This window comes from Pseudomonas sp. BN414 (assembly GCF_029871275.1).
GTDB classification, from domain to species: Bacteria; Pseudomonadota; Gammaproteobacteria; order Pseudomonadales; family Pseudomonadaceae; genus Metapseudomonas; species Metapseudomonas resinovorans_C.
In genome coordinates this window covers 214,866-233,585 of the sequence record NZ_SSOL01000079.1, presented here as the reverse complement: position 1 = coordinate 233,585, position 18,720 = coordinate 214,866, and the positions used below count along the sequence as shown (strand labels likewise).

General features: G+C 62.6%; 15 protein-coding genes. 4 read left to right on the top strand and 11 right to left on the bottom strand.

Translation table 11 applies throughout. The features are described 5' to 3' along the window. Nucleotides 1–135: 135 nt before the first annotated feature. The 3 genes from clpB to rluD all read right to left on the bottom strand — a co-directional run bounded on the left by clpB (nucleotide 136) and on the right by rluD (nucleotide 4,650). On the bottom strand, nucleotides 136–2,700 hold the full coding sequence (gene clpB, locus E8E95_RS28895; RefSeq protein ID WP_280355764.1) for an ATP-dependent chaperone ClpB: 2,565 nt from the start codon (nucleotides 2,698–2,700) through the stop codon (nucleotides 136–138). Nucleotides 2,701–2,965: 265 nt separating this feature from the next. Then, complete coding sequence (pgeF, locus tag E8E95_RS28890) at nucleotides 2,966–3,691, bottom strand: peptidoglycan editing factor PgeF (RefSeq protein ID WP_280355762.1); 726 nt, start codon at nucleotides 3,689–3,691, stop codon at nucleotides 2,966–2,968. Beyond that, on the bottom strand, nucleotides 3,688–4,650 hold the full coding sequence (gene rluD, locus E8E95_RS28885) for a 23S rRNA pseudouridine(1911/1915/1917) synthase RluD (protein ID WP_280356187.1): 963 nt from the start codon (nucleotides 4,648–4,650) through the stop codon (nucleotides 3,688–3,690). Before rluD ends, pgeF begins: the two co-directional genes overlap by 4 nt. A 159-nt stretch (nucleotides 4,651–4,809) precedes the next feature. Here rluD and E8E95_RS28880 point away from each other — a divergent pair, with 159 nt between their 5' ends. Next, on the top strand, nucleotides 4,810–5,829 hold the full coding sequence (locus E8E95_RS28880; RefSeq protein WP_280355760.1) for an outer membrane protein assembly factor BamD: 1,020 nt from the start codon (nucleotides 4,810–4,812) through the stop codon (nucleotides 5,827–5,829). A 64-nt stretch (nucleotides 5,830–5,893) separates the two neighbouring features. On the opposite strand, the gene E8E95_RS28875 is transcribed toward E8E95_RS28880, so the two are convergent. Then, nucleotides 5,894–7,525, bottom strand: coding sequence for an NAD+ synthase (locus E8E95_RS28875; RefSeq protein WP_280355759.1), 1,632 nt, complete (start codon nucleotides 7,523–7,525; stop codon nucleotides 5,894–5,896). 172 nt (nucleotides 7,526–7,697) lie between these two features. Here E8E95_RS28875 and E8E95_RS28870 point away from each other — a divergent pair, with 172 nt between their 5' ends. From E8E95_RS28870 to E8E95_RS28860, 3 genes are read left to right on the top strand one after another with little or no spacing between them, the layout of a single operon-like run. Further along, nucleotides 7,698–7,934: a PP0621 family protein gene (locus tag E8E95_RS28870; RefSeq protein ID WP_077525244.1), complete on the top strand. Its 237-nt coding sequence runs from the start codon at nucleotides 7,698–7,700 to the stop codon at nucleotides 7,932–7,934. After that, nucleotides 7,924–9,525 (top strand): ATP-binding protein, encoded by a 1,602-nt coding sequence (locus E8E95_RS28865; RefSeq protein ID WP_280355758.1) that lies wholly within the window; start codon nucleotides 7,924–7,926, stop codon nucleotides 9,523–9,525. Before E8E95_RS28870 ends, E8E95_RS28865 begins: the two co-directional genes overlap by 11 nt. Nucleotides 9,526–9,527: 2 nt before the next feature. Beyond that, nucleotides 9,528–10,865, top strand: a complete 1,338-nt coding sequence (locus E8E95_RS28860; RefSeq protein WP_280355757.1) for a sigma-54 dependent transcriptional regulator — start codon at nucleotides 9,528–9,530, stop codon at nucleotides 10,863–10,865. Between the two features lie 105 nt (nucleotides 10,866–10,970). On the opposite strand, the gene E8E95_RS28855 is transcribed toward E8E95_RS28860, so the two are convergent. The 7 genes from E8E95_RS28855 to thiO all read right to left on the bottom strand — a co-directional run bounded on the left by E8E95_RS28855 (nucleotide 10,971) and on the right by thiO (nucleotide 18,674). Then, nucleotides 10,971–11,387 (bottom strand): type IV pilin protein, encoded by a 417-nt coding sequence (locus E8E95_RS28855; RefSeq protein ID WP_280355756.1) that lies wholly within the window; start codon nucleotides 11,385–11,387, stop codon nucleotides 10,971–10,973. Beyond that, a complete protein-coding gene (locus E8E95_RS28850) occupies nucleotides 11,384–14,836 on the bottom strand; it encodes a PilC/PilY family type IV pilus protein (RefSeq protein ID WP_280355754.1) in 3,453 nt (1,150 codons plus the stop codon). The genes E8E95_RS28855 and E8E95_RS28850 overlap by 4 nt, the downstream gene beginning before the upstream one ends. Before the next feature lie 16 nt (nucleotides 14,837–14,852). Then, complete coding sequence (locus E8E95_RS28845; RefSeq protein ID WP_280355752.1) at nucleotides 14,853–15,365, bottom strand: PilX N-terminal domain-containing pilus assembly protein; 513 nt, start codon at nucleotides 15,363–15,365, stop codon at nucleotides 14,853–14,855. A 16-nt stretch (nucleotides 15,366–15,381) separates the two neighbouring features. Beyond that, nucleotides 15,382–16,413, bottom strand: a complete 1,032-nt coding sequence (locus E8E95_RS28840) for a PilW family protein (RefSeq protein ID WP_280355751.1) — start codon at nucleotides 16,411–16,413, stop codon at nucleotides 15,382–15,384. 10 nt (nucleotides 16,414–16,423) lie between these two features. Further along, a complete protein-coding gene (gene pilV, locus E8E95_RS28835) occupies nucleotides 16,424–16,861 on the bottom strand; it encodes a type IV pilus modification protein PilV (protein WP_280355750.1) in 438 nt (145 codons plus the stop codon). Further along, nucleotides 16,858–17,325, bottom strand: a complete 468-nt coding sequence (locus E8E95_RS28830) for a GspH/FimT family pseudopilin (RefSeq protein WP_280355749.1) — start codon at nucleotides 17,323–17,325, stop codon at nucleotides 16,858–16,860. Before E8E95_RS28830 ends, pilV begins: the two co-directional genes overlap by 4 nt. 257 nt (nucleotides 17,326–17,582) lie before the next feature. After that, a complete protein-coding gene (gene thiO, locus E8E95_RS28825) occupies nucleotides 17,583–18,674 on the bottom strand; it encodes a glycine oxidase ThiO (RefSeq protein ID WP_280355747.1) in 1,092 nt (363 codons plus the stop codon). Nucleotides 18,675–18,720 lie beyond the last annotated feature (46 nt).

The window sequence follows — 18,720 nt, the reverse complement described above, 5'->3', positions numbered from 1 at the left end:
ACCTTGTAGGAGCTAGCTTGCTAGCGAAAAAAGGGGCCATTCGCTGGCAAGCCAGCCCCTACGGGCCTTACAACACTTAATGCAGCCACAGCAAAAAAAGCCCCGCATAGCAGGGCTTTTTTGTACCGGCGGGGATCAGTTGAAGACGATTTCCTCGCCTTCCACCTTGGCCTTGATAGCGGCACCCGGCGCGAACTGGCCAGCAAGAATCTGCTGGGCCAACGGGTTCTCGATCCAGCGCTGGATTGCCCGCTTCAGCGGCCGGGCACCGTAGACCGGGTCGTAACCCACGGCAATCAGCTTGTCCAGCGACTCCGGACTCAGTTCCAGGCTCAGCTCGCGCTCGGCCAGGCGCTTGCGAAGACGCTGCAGCTGGATCTCCGCAATGCCGCCGATCTGGTCACGGCCCAGGGGTTCGAACACCACCACTTCATCGATCCGGTTGATGAACTCGGGACGGAAGTGAACGCTTACCGCGTCCATCACCGCCGCGCGCTGCGCTTCCCGATCACCCACCAGTTCCTGAATCTGCGAGGAGCCCAGGTTGGAGGTCATGACGATTACCGTGTTGCGGAAGTCCACGGTGCGCCCGTGGCTGTCGGTCAGGCGGCCGTCTTCCAGCACCTGAAGCAGCACGTTGAACACGTCCGGGTGAGCCTTTTCCACCTCATCCATCAGCACGACCGAGTACGGTTTGCGGCGAACGGCTTCGGTCAGGTAGCCGCCTTCCTCGTAGCCGACATAGCCCGGCGGTGCGCCGATCAGGCGAGCCACGGAGTGTTTCTCCATGAATTCGGACATGTCGATGCGCACCAGCGCCTCCTCGGTGTCGAAGAGGAACTCGGCCAGGGCCTTGCACAGCTCGGTCTTGCCCACGCCGGTGGGGCCGAGGAACAGGAAGGAACCGCTGGGGCGATTCGGATCGGCCAGGCCGGCGCGGGAGCGACGCACGGCATTGGCCACGGCGACCACCGCCTCGTGCTGGCCGATGACCCGCTTGTGCAGCCCCTCTTCCATGTGCAGCAGCTTCTCGCGCTCGCCCTCCATCATCTTGGCCACGGGAATGCCGGTCCACTTGGAAACCACCTCGGCGATCTCTTCGTCGGTGACCTTGTTGCGCAGCAGCTGGTTTTCGGTCTTGCCGTGCTGGTCAACCATCTGCAGGCTGCGTTCCAGATCCGGAATCACGCCGTATTGCAGTTCGGCCATGCGCTGCAGGTCACCCTTGCGCCGCGCCGCTTCCATATCCTGGCGAGCCTGTTCGATCTTCTGCTGGATCTGCGCCGAGCCTTGTACCTCAGCCTTCTCGGATTTCCAGATCTCCTCCAGATCAGCGTATTCGCGCTCCAGTTTCTGGATGTCCTCCTCCAGCTTGGCCAGGCGCTTCCGGGTGGCCTCGTCCTCTTCTTTCTTCAGGGCCTCGCGCTCGATCTTCAGCTGGATCAGGCGACGATCGAGCCGGTCCAGCGCTTCCGGCTTGGAGTCGATCTCCATGCGGATGCGGCTGGCCGCTTCGTCGATCAGGTCGATGGCCTTGTCCGGTAACTGGCGGTCGGTGATGTAGCGGTGCGACAGCTTGGCGGCGGCGATGATGGCGCCATCGGTGATGGTCACGCCGTGGTGCACCTCATAGCGCTCCTTCAGGCCGCGAAGGATGGCGATGGTGTCTTCCTCGCTCGGCTCATCCACCAGTACCTTCTGGAAGCGGCGTTCCAGCGCAGCATCTTTCTCGATGTATTGGCGGTACTCATCCAGGGTGGTCGCGCCAACGCAATGCAGCTCGCCACGGGCCAACGCCGGCTTGAGCATGTTGCCCGCATCCATGGCGCCTTCGGCCTTGCCGGCGCCGACCATGGTGTGCAGTTCGTCGATGAAGAGAATGACCCGCCCTTCCTGCTTGGAAAGCTCATTGAGCACACCCTTCAGGCGCTCCTCGAACTCACCCCGGAACTTGGCGCCGGCGATCAGGGACCCCATGTCCAGGGCCAGCAGGCGCTTGTCCTTCAGGCCATCCGGCACTTCGCCATTGACGATGCGCTGGGCCAGGCCTTCAGCGATGGCGGTCTTGCCGACGCCGGGCTCGCCGATCAGCACGGGGTTGTTCTTGGTGCGGCGTTGCAGGACCTGGATGGTCCGGCGGATTTCGTCGTCACGACCAATCACCGGGTCCAGCTTGCCTTCTTCGGCGCGCTTGGTCAGGTCGACGGTGAACTTGTCCAGTGCCTGGCGGGATTCCTCGACATTGGGGTCGTTCACGGCCTGGCCACCGCGCAGGTTGGCGATGGCATTTTCCAGCGCCTTGCGGGTCACGCCTTGGCCAAGCAGGAGCTTGCCAAGGCGAGTGTTCTCGTCCATGGAGGCGAGCAGCACCAGTTCGCTGGAGATGAACTGGTCGCCCTTCTGCTGGGACAGGCGATCGGCCTGGTTGAGGAGGCGCGCCAGGTCCTGGGACAGGTTCACGTCGCCCGTGGGATTCTGGATCTTAGGCAGATGATCGAGTTCGCGGGTCAGGCCCTGGCGCAGGGCCGCGATGTCGAAGCCCACCTGCATCAGCAGCGGCCTGATGGAACCGCCCTGCTGGTCGAGCAGGGCCAGCACCAGGTGTACAGGTTCTATAGCGGGGTGGTCATGGCCAACTGCCAGGGACTGCGCATCGGAGAGCGCCAGTTGCAGCTTGCTGGTCAAACGGTCAATTCGCATGGATTCGTCCTTCCTTCAGATAGCGGGCGGCACGATGAAGGCGCCGGATACGAAAACCCGCCGGGATGAAGCTTAGATAGGGACGATTCCTGGCGATTCAACCTTTCCGCGATTGACCGGCATCATGAGGTGTTGCTGCAAGCTGCCTATCGGTGCGAACTCGTTCGCTCCGGTCAGGGAGCGAATCTGCAAACCCCGTAGGATGGGTTGAGGAACGAAACCCATCATCCGAGGCCGATGGCTTGCACAGGACCGTTACCGGCAGTCAGTGGGCCAACCAGACCAGGCTGGCGAAACGGCCGGTGCACGAAGCACGACGGTAGGAGTAGAAGCGCGGGTCGCTGACGGTACAGAAGCCACCGCCCGAAACGGCGTGCACACCTCGCGCGGCCAGACGGATGCGGGCCAGTTGATAGATGTCGGCCATGAACTTACCGGCATTGCTACTGGCCTGGAATGCCTGCTCAGCCTGCGGATGAAGGGTGACGAAGGCCTCGCGCACTTCGGGGCCGACTTCGAATGTCGCGGGGCCAATGGCCGGGCCCAACCAGACCAATACCTCTTCGGGCGGCAGGGCCAGCGCATCCAGCGTGGCCTCCAGCACCCCGTTGGCCAGCCCGCGCCAGCCGGCATGGGCGGCGGCGACCTTGGTGCCGGCGCGGTCGCAGAACAGAGCAGGCAAGCAATCGGCGGTTAGAATCGCACTGGCAACACCTGGTTCGTCGGTCCAACTGGCATCCGCTTCATCCACTCGGGACGGATCGGCCCTGGAAACCCGCACGCCGTGCACCTGGCTCAGCCAGGCGGGGCGACAGCCCAGGCTGGACGTCAGCAGAAGACGGTTCTGTTCCACGGCCTGCAGCTCATCGCCGACATGGCTGCCGAGGTTCAGGCCTTCATAGGGCGACTGGCTGAATCCACCTTCGCGGGTGGTGACGCACGCCTTCACCCGCGCCGGGGCGGGCCAGTCGGGCGTCAGCCAGGTAGTCATTGCTCGAAGGACTCGCGGTCCTGGCGCAGCAAGCTCAGCAGCCAGACGAAGTCATCAGGCAGCGGAGACTCCCACTTCATGCGCTCACCGCTCACGGGGTGATCCAGTTCGAGGAAGCGCGCATGCAGGGCCTGACGCGGAAATTCCTTGAGCGTCTGGACCAGCGTCGGGCTCGCCGCAGGTGGAATGCGGAAACGACCGCCGTAGACCGGATCGCCCACCAGCGGGAAGTTCACATAGGCCATGTGCACGCGAATCTGGTGGGTGCGGCCGGTTTCCAGCTTGACGCGGGTATGCGTATGCGAACGGAAGCGCTCCAGCACCCGGTAATGACTGACTGCGGGTTTGCCACCGGCAACCACAGCCATGCGCTGGCGCTGCTGGCCATGACGACCAATCGGCGCATCCACTTTGCCACCGGAGGTGATCACACCGACCACCACGGCCTCGTAAATACGGCTCACGCTACGCGCCTGCAGCTGCGCGACCAGGCTCGTATGGGCCTCGAGAGACTTGGCGACCACCATCAGGCCGGTGGTGTCCTTGTCCAGGCGGTGGACGATACCGGCGCGCGGCACGTTCGCCAGCCCCGGCACATGGTGCAGCAATGCGTTCAGCAGCGTGCCGTCGGCATGGCCGGCAGCCGGGTGCACCACCAGGCCAGCGGGCTTGTCCAGCACCAGCAGGTGATCGTCTTCAAAGACAATATCCAGCTCGATGTCCTGGGCGATCCACTCGCCCTGGGACTCCTGCTCGGCATTCAGCTCCAGCTGAGCTCCGCCATACACAATGTCGCGCGGACGCAGCACGCTGCCGTCAACGGTGAGAAGCCCGTCCTTGATCCAGCCGGAAAGGCGGGAGCGGGAGTGCTCGGAAAAGAGTTGCGCAGCGACTTGGTCGAGACGTTGCCCGCCCAGTTCGGAAGGCACTTCGGCGCTGAGTTGAATGACCTGCTTGATATTGGAAGACATGCTCGGGAACGGAGGGGGCGCAGCCTTTGGTTTCGGTTGCGCGCTTGTGGTTAAATACTGCGTCTTTGTCCCGGGGGTTCCGGGGCGCCCATCATAACAGGACGGCTCCAGCCAAGACAGCCAGCCGTCACAGGGACGCAAGCCGCCATGCAAGTGAAACACCTGCTGCTGATCGCCATTCTCGCCCTCACCGCTGCCTGTTCCTCCAACAAAGAAGTAGTGGACGAGAACCTGAGCGAAGCCGAGCTGTATCAGCAGGCCCAGGCCGATCTGGACAACAGCAGCTACACCCCCGCCATCGCCAAGCTCAAGGCCCTGGAATCCCGCTATCCGTTCGGCCGCTATGCCGAACAGGCCCAGCTCGAGCTGATCTACGCCTATTACAAGAACGTCGAGCCGGAGGCTGCCAAGTCCGCCGCGGAGCGTTTCATTCGCCTGCACCCGCAGCACCCGAACGTCGACTACGCCTATTACCTGAAGGGCCTGGCCTCCTTCGAACAGGATCGCGGCCTGCTGGCGCGCTTCCTGCCGCTGGACATGACCAAGCGTGACCCGGGCGCCGCCCGCGACTCCTATAACGAGTTCGCCCAGCTCACCAGCCGCTACCCGAACAGCCGTTATGCCCCGGACGCCAAGCAGCGCATGATCTACCTGCGCAACCTGCTGGCCGCCTACGAAATCCACGTTGCCGACTACTACCTGACCCGTCAGGCCTATGTCGCCGCTGCCAACCGCGGCCGCTACGTAGTGGAAAACTTCCAGGAAACCCCAGCTGTCGGCGACGGCCTGGCCGTGATGGTTGAGGCCTACCAACGTCTGGGCCTGAACGACCTGTCCGCTTCCAGCCTGGAAACCCTGAAACTGAACTACCCGGACCACCCGCAACTGGTTGACGGGCAGTTCGTGGCTCGCGAAGAAGAAGCCGACAACCGCTCCTGGCTGGCCAAGGCCACTCTGGGCCTGATCGAGAGCGACGCACCGCTGCCCCCGGGCGAAACCCGCGCCGCCCAGGACGTGATCAAGCAGTACGAAAACGCCAAGGAAGAAATTCCCGCAGAACTGCTGCCGGAGAACCAGGACGAAGTGCAGGAAGAAGAGCACGAGTCCGAAGCCAACCAGAACGACCGTTCCTGGTTCAGCTACATGACCTTCGGCCTGTTCGACTGAACAACGCCGCAAGCGATAGAGAAGGGAGGCCACTGGCCTCCCTTTTTCGTTTCAGCCGCCTGCATCAGTCCCCCAATCGCCACCCGGAGGTGACTGGATAACGCCGGTCCCTGCCGAATCCCCGCTGGGTCACGCGGATGCCGATCGCCGCCTGGCGCCGCTTGTGTTCATTGCGATCGACCATGGCCAGCACGCGATTCACCATGTCCGCATCGAATCCCTCGGCGATGATGGCGTTGGCCGACAGGTCGTGCTCGATGTAGAGCTTGAGAAGCTCATCCAGCACCGGATAAGGCGGTAGCGAATCCTCATCCCGCTGTCCGGGTGCCAGCTCCGCAGAGGGCGGCCTTTCGATCACTCGCGGCGGAATCACCGGCCCAAGGCTGTTGCGGTACTCGGCAAGACGGAACACCAGGGTCTTGGGCACATCCTTGAGCACATCGAAGCCGCCGGCCATATCGCCATACAAGGTCGCGTAGCCCACGGCCAGCTCGCTCTTGTTACCGGTGGTCAGCACGAGGCTGCCCTTCTTGTTGGAAATCGCCATCAGGATCGCCCCACGGCAGCGCGCCTGCAGGTTCTCCTCACTGGCATCGCGCGAATGGCCGTCGAATACCGGAGCGAGTACCTGCTGGAATCCCTCCAGGGCAGGCGCGATGGGAAGCACGCGATAGGTTACGCCGAGCAGACGCGCCTCGGTCTCTGCATCCTCCAGGCTGATCTGCGACGTGTACTGGTAGGGCATCATCACTGCCTCTACACGCTCGGCGCCCAGGGCATCGACAGCCACGGCAAGGGTCAGCGCCGAGTCGATACCGCCGGACAACCCCAGGACCACACCCTTGAAACCATTCTTCTGCACATAGTCACGCACGCCCACCACCAGCGCCTGGTAAACACTGGCTTCCACCTCCGGCAGTTCGGCGCAGTGGGTCCGGCGAGGCAGCCAACGCCCTTCCACCCATTGCAGATCTACCGGGTACAGGCCTTCGACGAACGCTGGCGCGCGCTGGCAGATCATCCCACTGGCGTCCATGACACAACTTCCGCCATCGAACACCAGTTCATCCTGGCCGCCGACCTGGTTAACGTAGATGATCGGCATCCCACCCTCGGCGCCCCGCTCGGCCAGCACTTCCTCACGCTCCAGTTGCTTGTCCAGATGGAAGGGCGAGGCATTGAGACTGAGCATCAGCTTCGCCCCGGCAGCGTGGGCCTGGGCCATGGGTTCGGGGAACCAGATGTCCTCGCAAATCGACAGCGCCACCGGCACGCCCTTGATATCCACGACGCAAGGTTGCTGCCCCGGCTCGAAATAGCGCTTTTCGTCGAACACCCGATAGTTGGGCAGGCATTGCTTGTAGTAACTGGCCAGCAACTGGCCATCAGCGATCACCGCGCAGGCGTTGTAGCGCAGCTCTTCTTCGAGCCACGGATACCCCACCACCAGATAGATGCCGCGGACTTCGTCGCGCAGTTGCCGCAGCCCCTGCTCGATGCGCCGCTGCATGCTGGAACGCAGGAGCAGGTCCTCCGGTGGATAACCGCACAGGGACAGCTCAGGAAAAACGATGACATCCGCTTCCCAGGCCTCACGGGCAGCGTTCGCTTCCTCGATCATCCGCTCGACATTGCCCTGGACATCACCGACTCGGAGATTGAGCTGGGCCATCACGATTCGCAGGCTCTGGCGCATGACCGCCTCCCGGGCGTTGAACAAGGCATCGAATACGTCTCAACGCCAACATACTCCGCAGCGCCCGCAGCGGAAACCATGCAAGTCGTGACAGCGTGCGACGGGTCTCTGTGCGAGGAGAACCGGCTTGGCTAAACTGCCAGCTTTCCATCAAGAAGAGAGCACCTTCGGCATGTTTCGCCTGCTGTTCTGGATTGTCGTGATCTTCGCCGCCATCTGGCTGTGGCGCCGCTTCAAGACCCCTTCCAAGCCCCGCCCCCAGCCGCGCCAGCAGGACGACAACCAGCCCATGGTGCGCTGCGCACAATGCGGCGTGCACGTCCCCCGTAGCCACGCCCTGTCCCAGGACAATCGCTGGTATTGCAGCCGGGCTCACCTGGAACAGGACCAGAGCACTGGTGAGCGCTGATACCCTCCCCGCCCCCGCCGCACTCAGCGCCCAGGGGCGGCGCATATTCCGCCTGTACAGCCTGTACCGACTGCTGATCGGCCTGGCACTGGTCCTCCTGATCTCCAGCGAACTGGACGACAGCCTCCTGGACCTGGCACGACCGGAGCTGTTCCGCAACGCCAGCTGGTTCTACCTGATCCTCAACACCCTGATCGTCGCGCTGGTACCCCGCCCGCGGAGCATGGTGCAGGTCTTCAGCCTGGCAGTGGTAGACGTGCTGCTGTTGTGCGCCCTGTTCTTCGCGGCGGGGGGCACCCCCAGCGGTATTGCCAACCTCATCGTGGTTTCGGTCGCCATCTCCAACATCCTGCTGCGCGGACGCATCGGCCTGCTGGTGGCTGCGGTCGCGGCGATAGGCCTGATCTACCTGACCTTCTACCTGAGCATCAGTCATCCCCAGGCTGCCAGCCAGTTCGTCCAGGCCGGCGGCTTCGGCGCCTTGTGCTTCGCCGCGGCGCTGCTCCTTCAGGGATTGAGTCGACGCCTGCAACTCAGCGAAAGCCTCGCGGAGCAACGCGCGGCGGATGTGGCCAATCTGGAAGCTCTGAACGCGCAGATTCTCGAGCGCATGCGCACCGGCATCCTGGTGCTCAACCCGCAGAACCTCATCCTCCTCGCCAACAATGGCGCGCAGTCACTATTGAGAAAGGAATCGCTGGCCGGACGCCCCCTGGTCGGCCAGTGCCCCGAACTGCTGGAGAGCCTGCAGCAGTGGCTGGCCAATCCCACCTTGCGCCCGCAGAGCCTCCAGGCTTTCGCCAATGGCCCAACACTGCAACCCAGCTTCGTTCACTTGCAAAATGGCAATCAGCAGAACGTCCTGGTCTTCCTCGAAGACATCTCGCAGATCACCCAGCAGGCCCAGCAGCTGAAACTTGCCTCCCTCGGTCGCCTGACCGCAGGCATCGCCCATGAGATCCGCAATCCCCTGGGCGCCATCAGCCACGCGGCGCAACTGCTGCAGGAGTCGGAAGAGCTCCAGGGACCAGATCGGCGGCTGGCGCACATCATCCAGGACCATTCGCGGCGCATGAACCTGGTGATCGAGAACGTGCTGCAGTTGTCCCGTCGGCGGCAATCCGAGCCCCAACTGCTGGACCTCAAGTACTGGTTGACCCGTTTCGCCAGCGAGTTCCGCACATCCTCCAGCCCCGACCAGAGCCTGCACCTGTCCACGCTCGGCAGCACTTTGCAGACCCGCATGGACCCGCATCAGCTCACCCAGGTGCTGACCAACCTGGTGCAGAACGGACTGCGCTACAGCACCCAGAAGAACACCCGGGGCCAGGTCTGGCTCAAACTCTTCCGTGACCCGGAAAGCGACCTGCCGATACTGGAAGTGGAAGACGACGGAGACGGCGTCCCGCCCGAGCAAGTGCACAATATCTTCGAGCCCTTCTTCACCACTGAAAGCAAGGGCACCGGACTCGGCTTGTACATCTCCCGCGAACTCTGCGAGAGCAACCAGGCCCGACTCGACTACAAACCGCGCGAACAAGGTGGCAGTTGCTTCCGCATCACCTTCGCCCATCCGCGCAAACTGAGCTGACCATGACCCGACAACGAGCCCTGATCGTCGACGACGAACCCGATATCCGCGAGCTGCTGGAGATCACCCTCGGGCGGATGAAGCTCGACACGCGCAGCGCCCGCAACCTCAAGGAAGCCCGCGAGTGGCTGGCACGCGAGCCCTTCGACCTGTGCCTGACCGACATGCGCCTGCCCGACGGGACCGGCCTGGAACTGGTGCAATACATCCAGCAGCGCCACCCGATGGTCCCGGTGGCGATGATCACCGCGTACGGCAGCCTCGATACTGCGGTGAACGCACTGAAGGCCGGCGCCTTCGACTTCGTGACCAAGCCGGTGGACCTCGGCCGCCTGCGCGAACTGGTCAACACCGCACTGCGCCTAAGTACCCCGGAAGAAGGCGAAGCCCCCGTGGATGGCCGCCTGCTGGGCACCTCGCCGCCCATGAATGCCCTGCGCAAGCAGATCCAGAAACTCGCCCGCAGCCAGGCGCCTGTGTACATCAGCGGCGAATCGGGTAGCGGCAAGGAACTGGTCGCACGACTGATCCATGAACAGGGTCCGCGCACCGAGCGCCCCTTCGTACCGGTCAACTGCGGCGCCATTCCGTCCGAGCTGATGGAAAGCGAATTCTTCGGCCACAAGAAAGGCAGCTTCACCGGCGCAGTCGAGGACAAGCAGGGCCTGTTCCAGGCGGCCAACGGCGGCACACTGTTCCTCGACGAAGTGGCGGACCTCCCACTGGCCATGCAGGTCAAGCTGCTGCGCGCCATCCAGGAGAAGGCTGTGCGCGCTGTGGGTGGTCAACAGGAAGTCGTCGTCGACGTGCGCATCCTCAGCGCCACCCACAGGGACCTCGCCGCTGAAGTCGCGGCCGGACGCTTCCGCCAGGACCTCTACTACCGGCTCAATGTGATCGAACTCAGCGTGCCGCCGCTCCGCGAACGTCGGGAAGACATCCCGCTGCTGGCCGAGACCATGCTCAAACGCCTGGCCCAGCAAAGCGGATTGCCCCCCGCCAGCCTCGCCCCGGAGGCCCTGGACAAGCTCAAGTGCTATCGCTTTCCCGGCAACGTGCGCGAACTGGAGAACATGCTCGAGCGTGCCTACACGCTCTGTGAGAACGACCAGATCCAGGCACGCGACCTCCGACTGGCCGAAGCGGGCGGTGCGGTCGAAGGCGGAGAGGCCAACCTCGCGCAGATCGACAATCTGGAAGACTACCTGGAAGACATCGAACGCAAGCTGATCATGCAGGCGCTTGAAGAAACCCGCTGGAACCGCACGGCCGCAGCCCAGCGCCTGGGCCTGACGTTCCGTTCCATGCGCTATCGCCTGAAGAAGCTGGGCATCGACTGACACCGGCCCTCAAGAGCCAGCTCACCAACGAGCTGGCTCCTACAAATGCCTCCGGAGTGCAGCAGGAACTGGATGGCGAAGCTGCAACAAACTACCCGCTGCTGCCTACCAGCACTCGGCCACGGTGCGCGTCGCATTGGCCAGGGTGCGCGCACCCGTGTGGCTGATCTGGAAGTCGCCGCAAGGGTCACCAGCCATACTGCCGGTTCGGGTGGCCCGCAGCAGGAAGGTGCTCGCGGTCGCCGCCCCTTGGGCGGCAAGGGTGAAGTTGGCCGCCCCCGAAGCCGGCGCCTGTGCAGCGAAAACAGCAGCGAAGTTCCCATTGGCATCCAGATAGGAGCTGTGGGTGGAGTAATAGCGCTCCAATGCCTGCGCTCCCTCCATCAAGGCGGCCTTGGCTTCGGCCCGCTTCCCGCGTCGAACGTGCTCTGTGTAGTTGGGATAGGCAATTGCGGCGAGTATGCCGATCACAGCCACCACGATCATCAGTTCAATCAGGGTGAACGCCTTGCTGTTCTTCATCGAATCTGGTTCCAGGACTGGCGGCCTTCCAGCACATTCAGGGTATTGGCTGCAGGAATGCAATCGTCCACCCCGGTACCGCGGCAGAGCCAGTACTTCTGTGGGTCGATCAAGTCAAACGAGCCGGTGGGTATGCTGCTCGATGAGCCGATACCGGACGGCGGGAGCTTCTGACCATCGACGTCGACCATATCTGCTTCAGTGAACTTGCCGTCCTTGTTCAGGTCCAGCAATACGTAGTTGAGCCGCCCGCCGGTGGCCATGTCGAGCACCATGGTCCAGCCGGAGCCGCCGGCCTGGCAGGGATCGGAGGACGGGATGGCAGTCTCGACGACCAGGCGATTGAGCAGAATGCGCGGGGAGAAGATCATCCGCTCGCCCTGAGCCCCGAGAGACGGTGAGGTCAGGTCGAGGTACCAGCCCCGCTTGGTGGTCCAGTCCAGGCCATTGGCGGGCGCATCCACGACCCTCACATCACGTGAGAACGCTTTACCCTCAAGAAGGATCGATCGCGATTCGAGCGCCGAGCGCCCCGTGAAGGCAATGGAGGAACCATTGGTGGCCTTCTTGTCCCAGATGCCATAAATGGTCTGCGTGCCCAGATCCACGACATCCCCCGAGCTATACAGGCGCCCGGTGCCGAAGTAGACCACCGCACCATTGGCCTCGCCGTCCGGATGGTAGGCGATCTCCGGCTTGACGGTGATGGGTTGGCGGGTGCCTTGGGCATTGGCCGCCACATACAGCGGCTGCGGCTTGTTGCCTGACTTCAGGCTGACCTCGAAATCGCCGACGCCGGAACCATTGCTCTTCAGGTTGAATTTCCAAAGGTTACCGTTGAGGTCACCGGCATAGACGTCCTGCACATAGATATTGCCGGAGTCGTCTGTGGCGTACACGAAAGACGGGCTGGAAAGTCCGCCGGTGGAGGTACCTGCCCGGACCTTGTTCACCGCGCCAGTCGCCAGGTCGACGATGAACAGTACGGAGTCATCGCTGGTGCTGCCATAGCCATTGCCGAAGATGGCCGCCCAGCTGCCGTCCTTCATGCGCCCAACCAGCGGTTCGCCGAAGTTATAGCCCAGATCTGCGTCGTCCTTGATCTCCCAGAGCACCTTGCTGGCACCGAAACCACTGGTGGAGACATCGGTAACGTCGAGGGCGAAGACAGTCTTCCCACCTGCGCCCAGGCTGCCGAGCAGCACGGTCCGCCACTGGTCGTTAAGACGGGCATCACGGATATGCAGCTTGCCATCCACGAAGTAGCGGTGCTTGTAATCGCTGTAAGCCAGGAGCTTGACGTTATCCAGCACGCCACTGGGCATGTAGCCGAAGAGCTCGCTGCCGTTGTTGGCGTTGAAGGCATGCAGGAATCCGTCGTTGGCACCGACGAACAGCACCGGCGCCTTGCTTGCCTTGGCGGCAACGAACTGCGCATAGCTCTGCCCATCGCTCGGCACTGGCACGCGACCATGGAAGCCCCAGTCCTGCTTGTTGGCAAGCACCAGCGTGGAGTTGACGATATCGCCGAGCAAGGTCGAACGCTTGCGGTACTTCAGCCCGGCCGGCGCCTCGTTGGCGCGGCTGCCCATCAGGTAGTTGAACAGCGCCTCGTTGTTGTCGAAGCGAGCCTTGAGGTCAGTCGACAGGTCACCCCAGCTCAGGGCCAGGCCATGGTCCCTGCCTGCGGCGCCGTCATGGGTGAACAGGCTACGTGTACCTGTGCCCAACGTCCGCCCCGCCTCCCATACTTCCTCGAATACCACCCCGGCGCTGGTCTGCGTCGGGCGTTTGGCCAGCAACTTGCCGGACCAGTCTGCGCTGCTATAGAACGCCTCGTAGACCAAGGTATTGCTGTCCAGGCGACGGGCGTTCGGTACCGCCGAGGTATTCGACCCGGTGCGGTCAGCAATCGACGCCAAGGTATCGCCCAGCGCCGTCGAGAATTGCTGGGGGTCCTGCGCACTGAAGAAACCGCCCCTGCTGTTCACCGCCGCGTGCAACAGGTCATCCAGCTTGGCCGGTTCGCTACTGGCCGGGTCAGGCCAGGTCACCGCAGCACCGGTGCCGATTGCGGCGAAAGCTGTCTTCGGATCGATGGTCCCACTCATCCCCAGGCCCACACCGAAGGTGACCATGTGCTGCCAGAACGCGGGATCGGACGGATCGGTCGGCACCCGGTTGGCCAGGGTGGAATGCAGGTCGCGGTTCCAGTAATACATGGCCACGTCAGCCAGGGTGTCTTTCTGGCTGTCGCTGAATGGCGACTTGGGCACGTAACGGTAGGACTCTCCATCCGGCCCACTGATCACTGGGCCATTGCTGTTATCCACATTGGCGCGCGCAGCGTTTTTGGAGGCGGCGTCGTTGTTCCAGTAGCCGTCGGTGGTGAGGATCGTGTAGCTCTGGCGGCAGGAGTACTCCTTGCCTCCCGACTGGCCGGGAGTCGAACTCCACGGTCCGGAAGCGTCGGTGCGGGAGAAGTACTCACCGGAATCCCCCAGGGCCCGGCGCAATGGCGTGCCCCCAGAAGCCGAGGCGGCGAACAGCCAGTTGTAGAACTCGGAGCGGCCGCTACCCTCGAAACGCCTTACGCCTCGCACCAAGGTGTCGGTGGAGCTCCCGTCGACACGCTGTCCTGTCACGTTAATCGCGCCGTAGCCTACCCGGACGTCGCCGGACAACCCCGAAAACGCCTGGCTTACACCGGCCTTGGCCGACATCATGCGGCTACGGTAATAGGAGAACCAGTTTGCAAAGTTCTGCTGCTCGGCCGCCCCTACACTGCGCTCGGTATAACAGGCGTCCTGACGCGGATTGCTGGAGCAGGAGCCCCCCGCAACGTAGTCGTAATAGAACGCAGCAACACCGCCAGTTGTCGCCCCTACGGCGAAACCGTTGTAATACTCCACGTTGCTGCAACGTCTGTTGAGACACTCATAGCTGCTGGGCGAAAAATAGTCGTCCATGATCGCCATGTAGTCGCTGCCGAGGTTGACTGTCTGTCCTCCCGCATAACCATCCACGTATGCGGCCGAGAAGCTCGCATTGGCATAGCGCTGCCCGTCGCTCTTGATTGGCGGCACGTACTGCACGGACGGGTTGTAGTAGGACTTGTTCAGGTGGCTGGAGGCCAGGTAACGATGACCGCTCTTGGGGCAGAAATGCAGATTATTGCCGGCGTACGCACCCCGCCCCGTGCATTCCTTGCGCTCGTACCAATCGCCTGTGCGCTCGAGGTAGGAAGGCTTCAGATCGTCGGGCAGAAAGCCCCAGCGCATCGACCCGGAATCGTCCAGGATGAACATGAGGTTGGGCTCGACCTGACCGCCCAAGTTCAAAGGAACCTGCGACGGCACGAAGGCCGCCAGGGCGCTATGGCTAATGCCAGCGGTCAGCAGACCGGCGACCATTACCCGTACCACAAATAGGATTCTCGACCTGATCATTTGTGTCTCCCTTCGATCAGTTCTGACTGCGAATGGCAATGGCCACGGTGGAGCGCAGGTGTACTTCGGCATCCCCGCTGCCGTATCCGGTGGCTTCAACGTTGAACAGATAGGTTCGGCTCAGGCAGTCGAAGGCGCGGTTCTCGGCGATGGAACCATCGGTTTCGCAAATGAAGGAGCTCGCCCCACCCGAGGCACCGTAGAAACTGCGCACCCGGCAGGCCGGTTGCCGAGGCTTGGCATTGAGTTCGGCGGGAGGCGACCATTGTGCCTCTGTAACGGCCGGACAATCAGTGCTTGCCAGGAACAACTGAGCCGGGTCGGCGCTTGCCTCCACCTGCTGGCGCACATGGGCCTCGCCGACTCGCAATGCGCTTTCCGCCGCCTGGAAGGCCACGTTGTAATCCCGAGCGCCACCGGCCATGCGTTCTTGCAGAGTGCTGCCGGACATCGCAGTCACCCCGAGCACGGTCAAGGCCAGGATTGCAATCAGGCAGACCAGCAGCACCGCCCCTTTTTGCTTTTGCATATTCATCCTTGTCTTGTCAGTCAATCCGATTGCGCAAGGCGACTACCGTGCTGAATACCTGGCGCAGCCGCCCATCTGCCGCCACTGTCGCGCCACCGAATTGAATGGCCTGGTCCTGCGCACCCGTAACCCGTTCCTCGCTGACAAGCAACAGATCGATCTTCACCGTACGAACATCGCGCCAGCGATTGGCCGCTTCCACCTCGGCAGGACTCAGGTAGGTCTGAACGCCGATGTTGTTGCCCGCCGCGACACCGAAGCTGGTGCGCAGGGACTCCACGCCTTCGATAATCTCATTGGTCTTAACTGGAACCTGCGCCGTGTCGCGAACGAACAAGGCGCGGACCGGCTGCCCAGCCACCGAGGTACGGCCGGTTTCCGCAACGTAGAAGGTTTTATGTGCGAATCCCACTACCCGCGCCGGGCTGGTGAACTGGATATCGGAAAACTTGAAACCACCGCACTTGGCGTTCTTGTCATTGTTGCCAGCGGCGTGGGTAAGGGTCACTTGACCGGCGCCAGATGAGTTCGGCTTGTTGGTTATGCGGACGACTACCGCCTTTTCCATGTCAAACACCATCACCGCATGATCTTTCTGCATGCTCGGACAATAGGCCGTGACCTTGAGATTTGCGTTTTGCGCTGGCTTGAGAAGCTCGCCGGCAGTGAGGAAGGACTCGCAGCCGTCGTTGGCGAAGATGGACAGCTCGTCGGTGCCCGCCGCGCCCATTCCACCAGCCGCGGCGTTGCGCTTGCCCCAGATCGGGCGATTCATCGAATTCCATTCCGCTGCGGTGCCATTACTGGCCACCACGCAGATATCCTCTTCATCGAGCCGGGTTCCCACCCCAACGCCTGCAGGACGTAACTCGGCAGCAAGGTACTGAAGAGCGAAGCGACCATTCTCCTGCAAGTGGCCGGCCGCCCCCTGGAGCAGAAAGGTATTCTTGTTGCTGATGAATACTTGGAGCACTGCCAGGCTGATAACCAGGCCAAGTGCCATGGCCACCATCAGTTCCACCAGGCTCAAGCCGTGTTGCTTGCGCATGTGCACCCCGTCAAATCTGCGTGACGAAGGAGAATTGCTGGGCGTTGCTTCCACCTACCCGCTCCTCGTTCCATTGCACGACGACCGTGAAACGGTCACCGTTCTGCACTACTCCGCCATTCCCGTCGGGCAGTTGCTGCGCCAGGTTGGCTCGCCACTCCGCCAAGTCACGCTGGAACGGTAGGCACGTCTCATTCGCCGGGTCGCAAGGCAGTTCGGCACCGATTGCCAAGTTGTAAAACCCGGCCTGCGCATCCCCCCGCGCCGCGCGCATCCGATCTGCCATCTCATAGGCGAGGAAGGTTGCGTGGGTGCGTACGGATGCCGTCTGATTGGCCTTAAGCGCGGTGAGTTGCATGGCAGCGAGGCCCAGAACCCCTATCGAGAAAAGCACCAGCGCTACCAGGACCTCTATCAGGGAGGCCCCGCGCTGAAATTCGAAATTCATTGGCACCCCCCCTTCTGCTGGGAGATCGACCCGGACAGTTCGATGGAAATCGTGCGATTAAAGGCGGCGCAATCGAGGCTGGAATCTGTCACCGACAGATCGAGACTCACCCTGGCCACACTCAACAGGCGCCCTTGAGCATCGAAGAGGACACTTTGCTGCCCTTCGGGCTCGAGCGCGAACAAAGACAGCGGCGAGAACCGGCGCAACTCCTGACTATCACGCTCGCGCAGCACCTGCCACGCGCCGTCGGCGGCCAACGGCCCACGTACCCTGATTGTCTGCGCGCCTTGCACAGCTTCGCGCCGCGCATAGTTGAGCATGTCGGAAAACGCGCTCAATTCCGCTGACGCGCGACTTCTGAGAAGCAATTGGGAGAGATTCGGTGCTGCCAAGCCGATCAGAACCGCGAGCACGACTAGCGTGACCAGCAGTTCGATCAACGTAAAACCTCGTTGCGACATTCCCTGCCCCTCCCAAACTGAACGGTGCGAACTCGAGCGGGCAAGTGCCCGCGCAACGAAGCTTCCTGCTCCGGATTTGCCAGACATCCATGACAAGCGGTCGAATTTAACGACTAGTGGCGAATTGCAGGCGAATAGTAGCTGAGTGGGACGTTCGTTTTAAATTGGCTTTTGCGAACTGCGAGCTTGCCCACAAGAATGGGCAAGCTCAAAGGGGCTCAAAGAAGCGCGGATGTCACGCGGGCATCAGAGTGCTGTCAACGCAAGCGGCCCGCGGGGGCATAGGGCTGCGGGTCGATGACGGGTTCCCGGCCAAGGATAAGGTCCGCCAGCAATTGGCAAGACGCAGGCGCCAGTACAAGCCCATTGCGGTAGTGGCCACAGTTGAGCCAAAGACCATCCACTCCGGGCACCGGCCCGATGAAGGGAATTCCTTCCGGCGACCCGGGACGCAACCCAGCCCAATGCCCGACCAGTTCGGCGTCCGCCAGTTGCGGCAGCAACTCGAAGGCAGAAGCCTTCAGGCTTTCCAGCGCTTCGCCGGTTGGCGTCTTGTCGAAGCCGGCATGTTCCAGGGTGCTGCCCACCAGAATGTGGCCATCCCGACGCGGAATCGCGTATCGCCCCTTGGCCAGCACAATGGCGGGGAGGAAGTCTGGCGCGCACTTGAACAGAATCATCTGCCCCTTGACCGGCTCCACTGGCAACTCCAGCCCGAGGCTGGCGAGCAGCTCACCGCTCCAGGCGCCGGCCGCCAAGACCACACGATCGGCCAGGACCTCACCCTCGGCGGTATTCACGCCAAGCACACGCTCGCCCTGCCGGATAAATCCATGCACTTCGCAATTCTCTCGCAGCGATACGTTGGGCATCTGCAGCAAGGCGGCGCGCAAGGACCGGGTAAGACGCGGATTGCGCACATTGGCCACGCCAGCCATGAAGATTGCCCGCGCATAGCCCGGCCCCAACGGAGGCACAGCAGCGTGCACCCGATCCATTGCCACCGGCGCCAACGGCCGGCCCTCCCGCGCGGCCCAGGCCAACGCCTCCCCCTCGTCATCTAGATCCAGCCAGTACAGGCCGGTTTCATGGACTTCGGGGTCGATCTCGGTTTCAGCGAACAGACGCTGCCCCAGACCGGGGTAGTAGTCCTGAGACCAATGCGCCAGGGCCGTCACGGCCGGGGAATAACGCCAGGGATAAAGAGGCGAAACGATGCCGCCGCCGGCCCAGGAGGACTCGCGTCCACATTCACCCTTGTCCAGCAAGCAAACTTCGAGCCCTGCCAGCGCCAGCGAGTATGCAGACAGCAACCCGATTGCCCCCCCTCCGACCAACAACACGCGCATGGAACCTCCAGAACAATGCAACCAACCGGAATCTCGACCTGCCCCT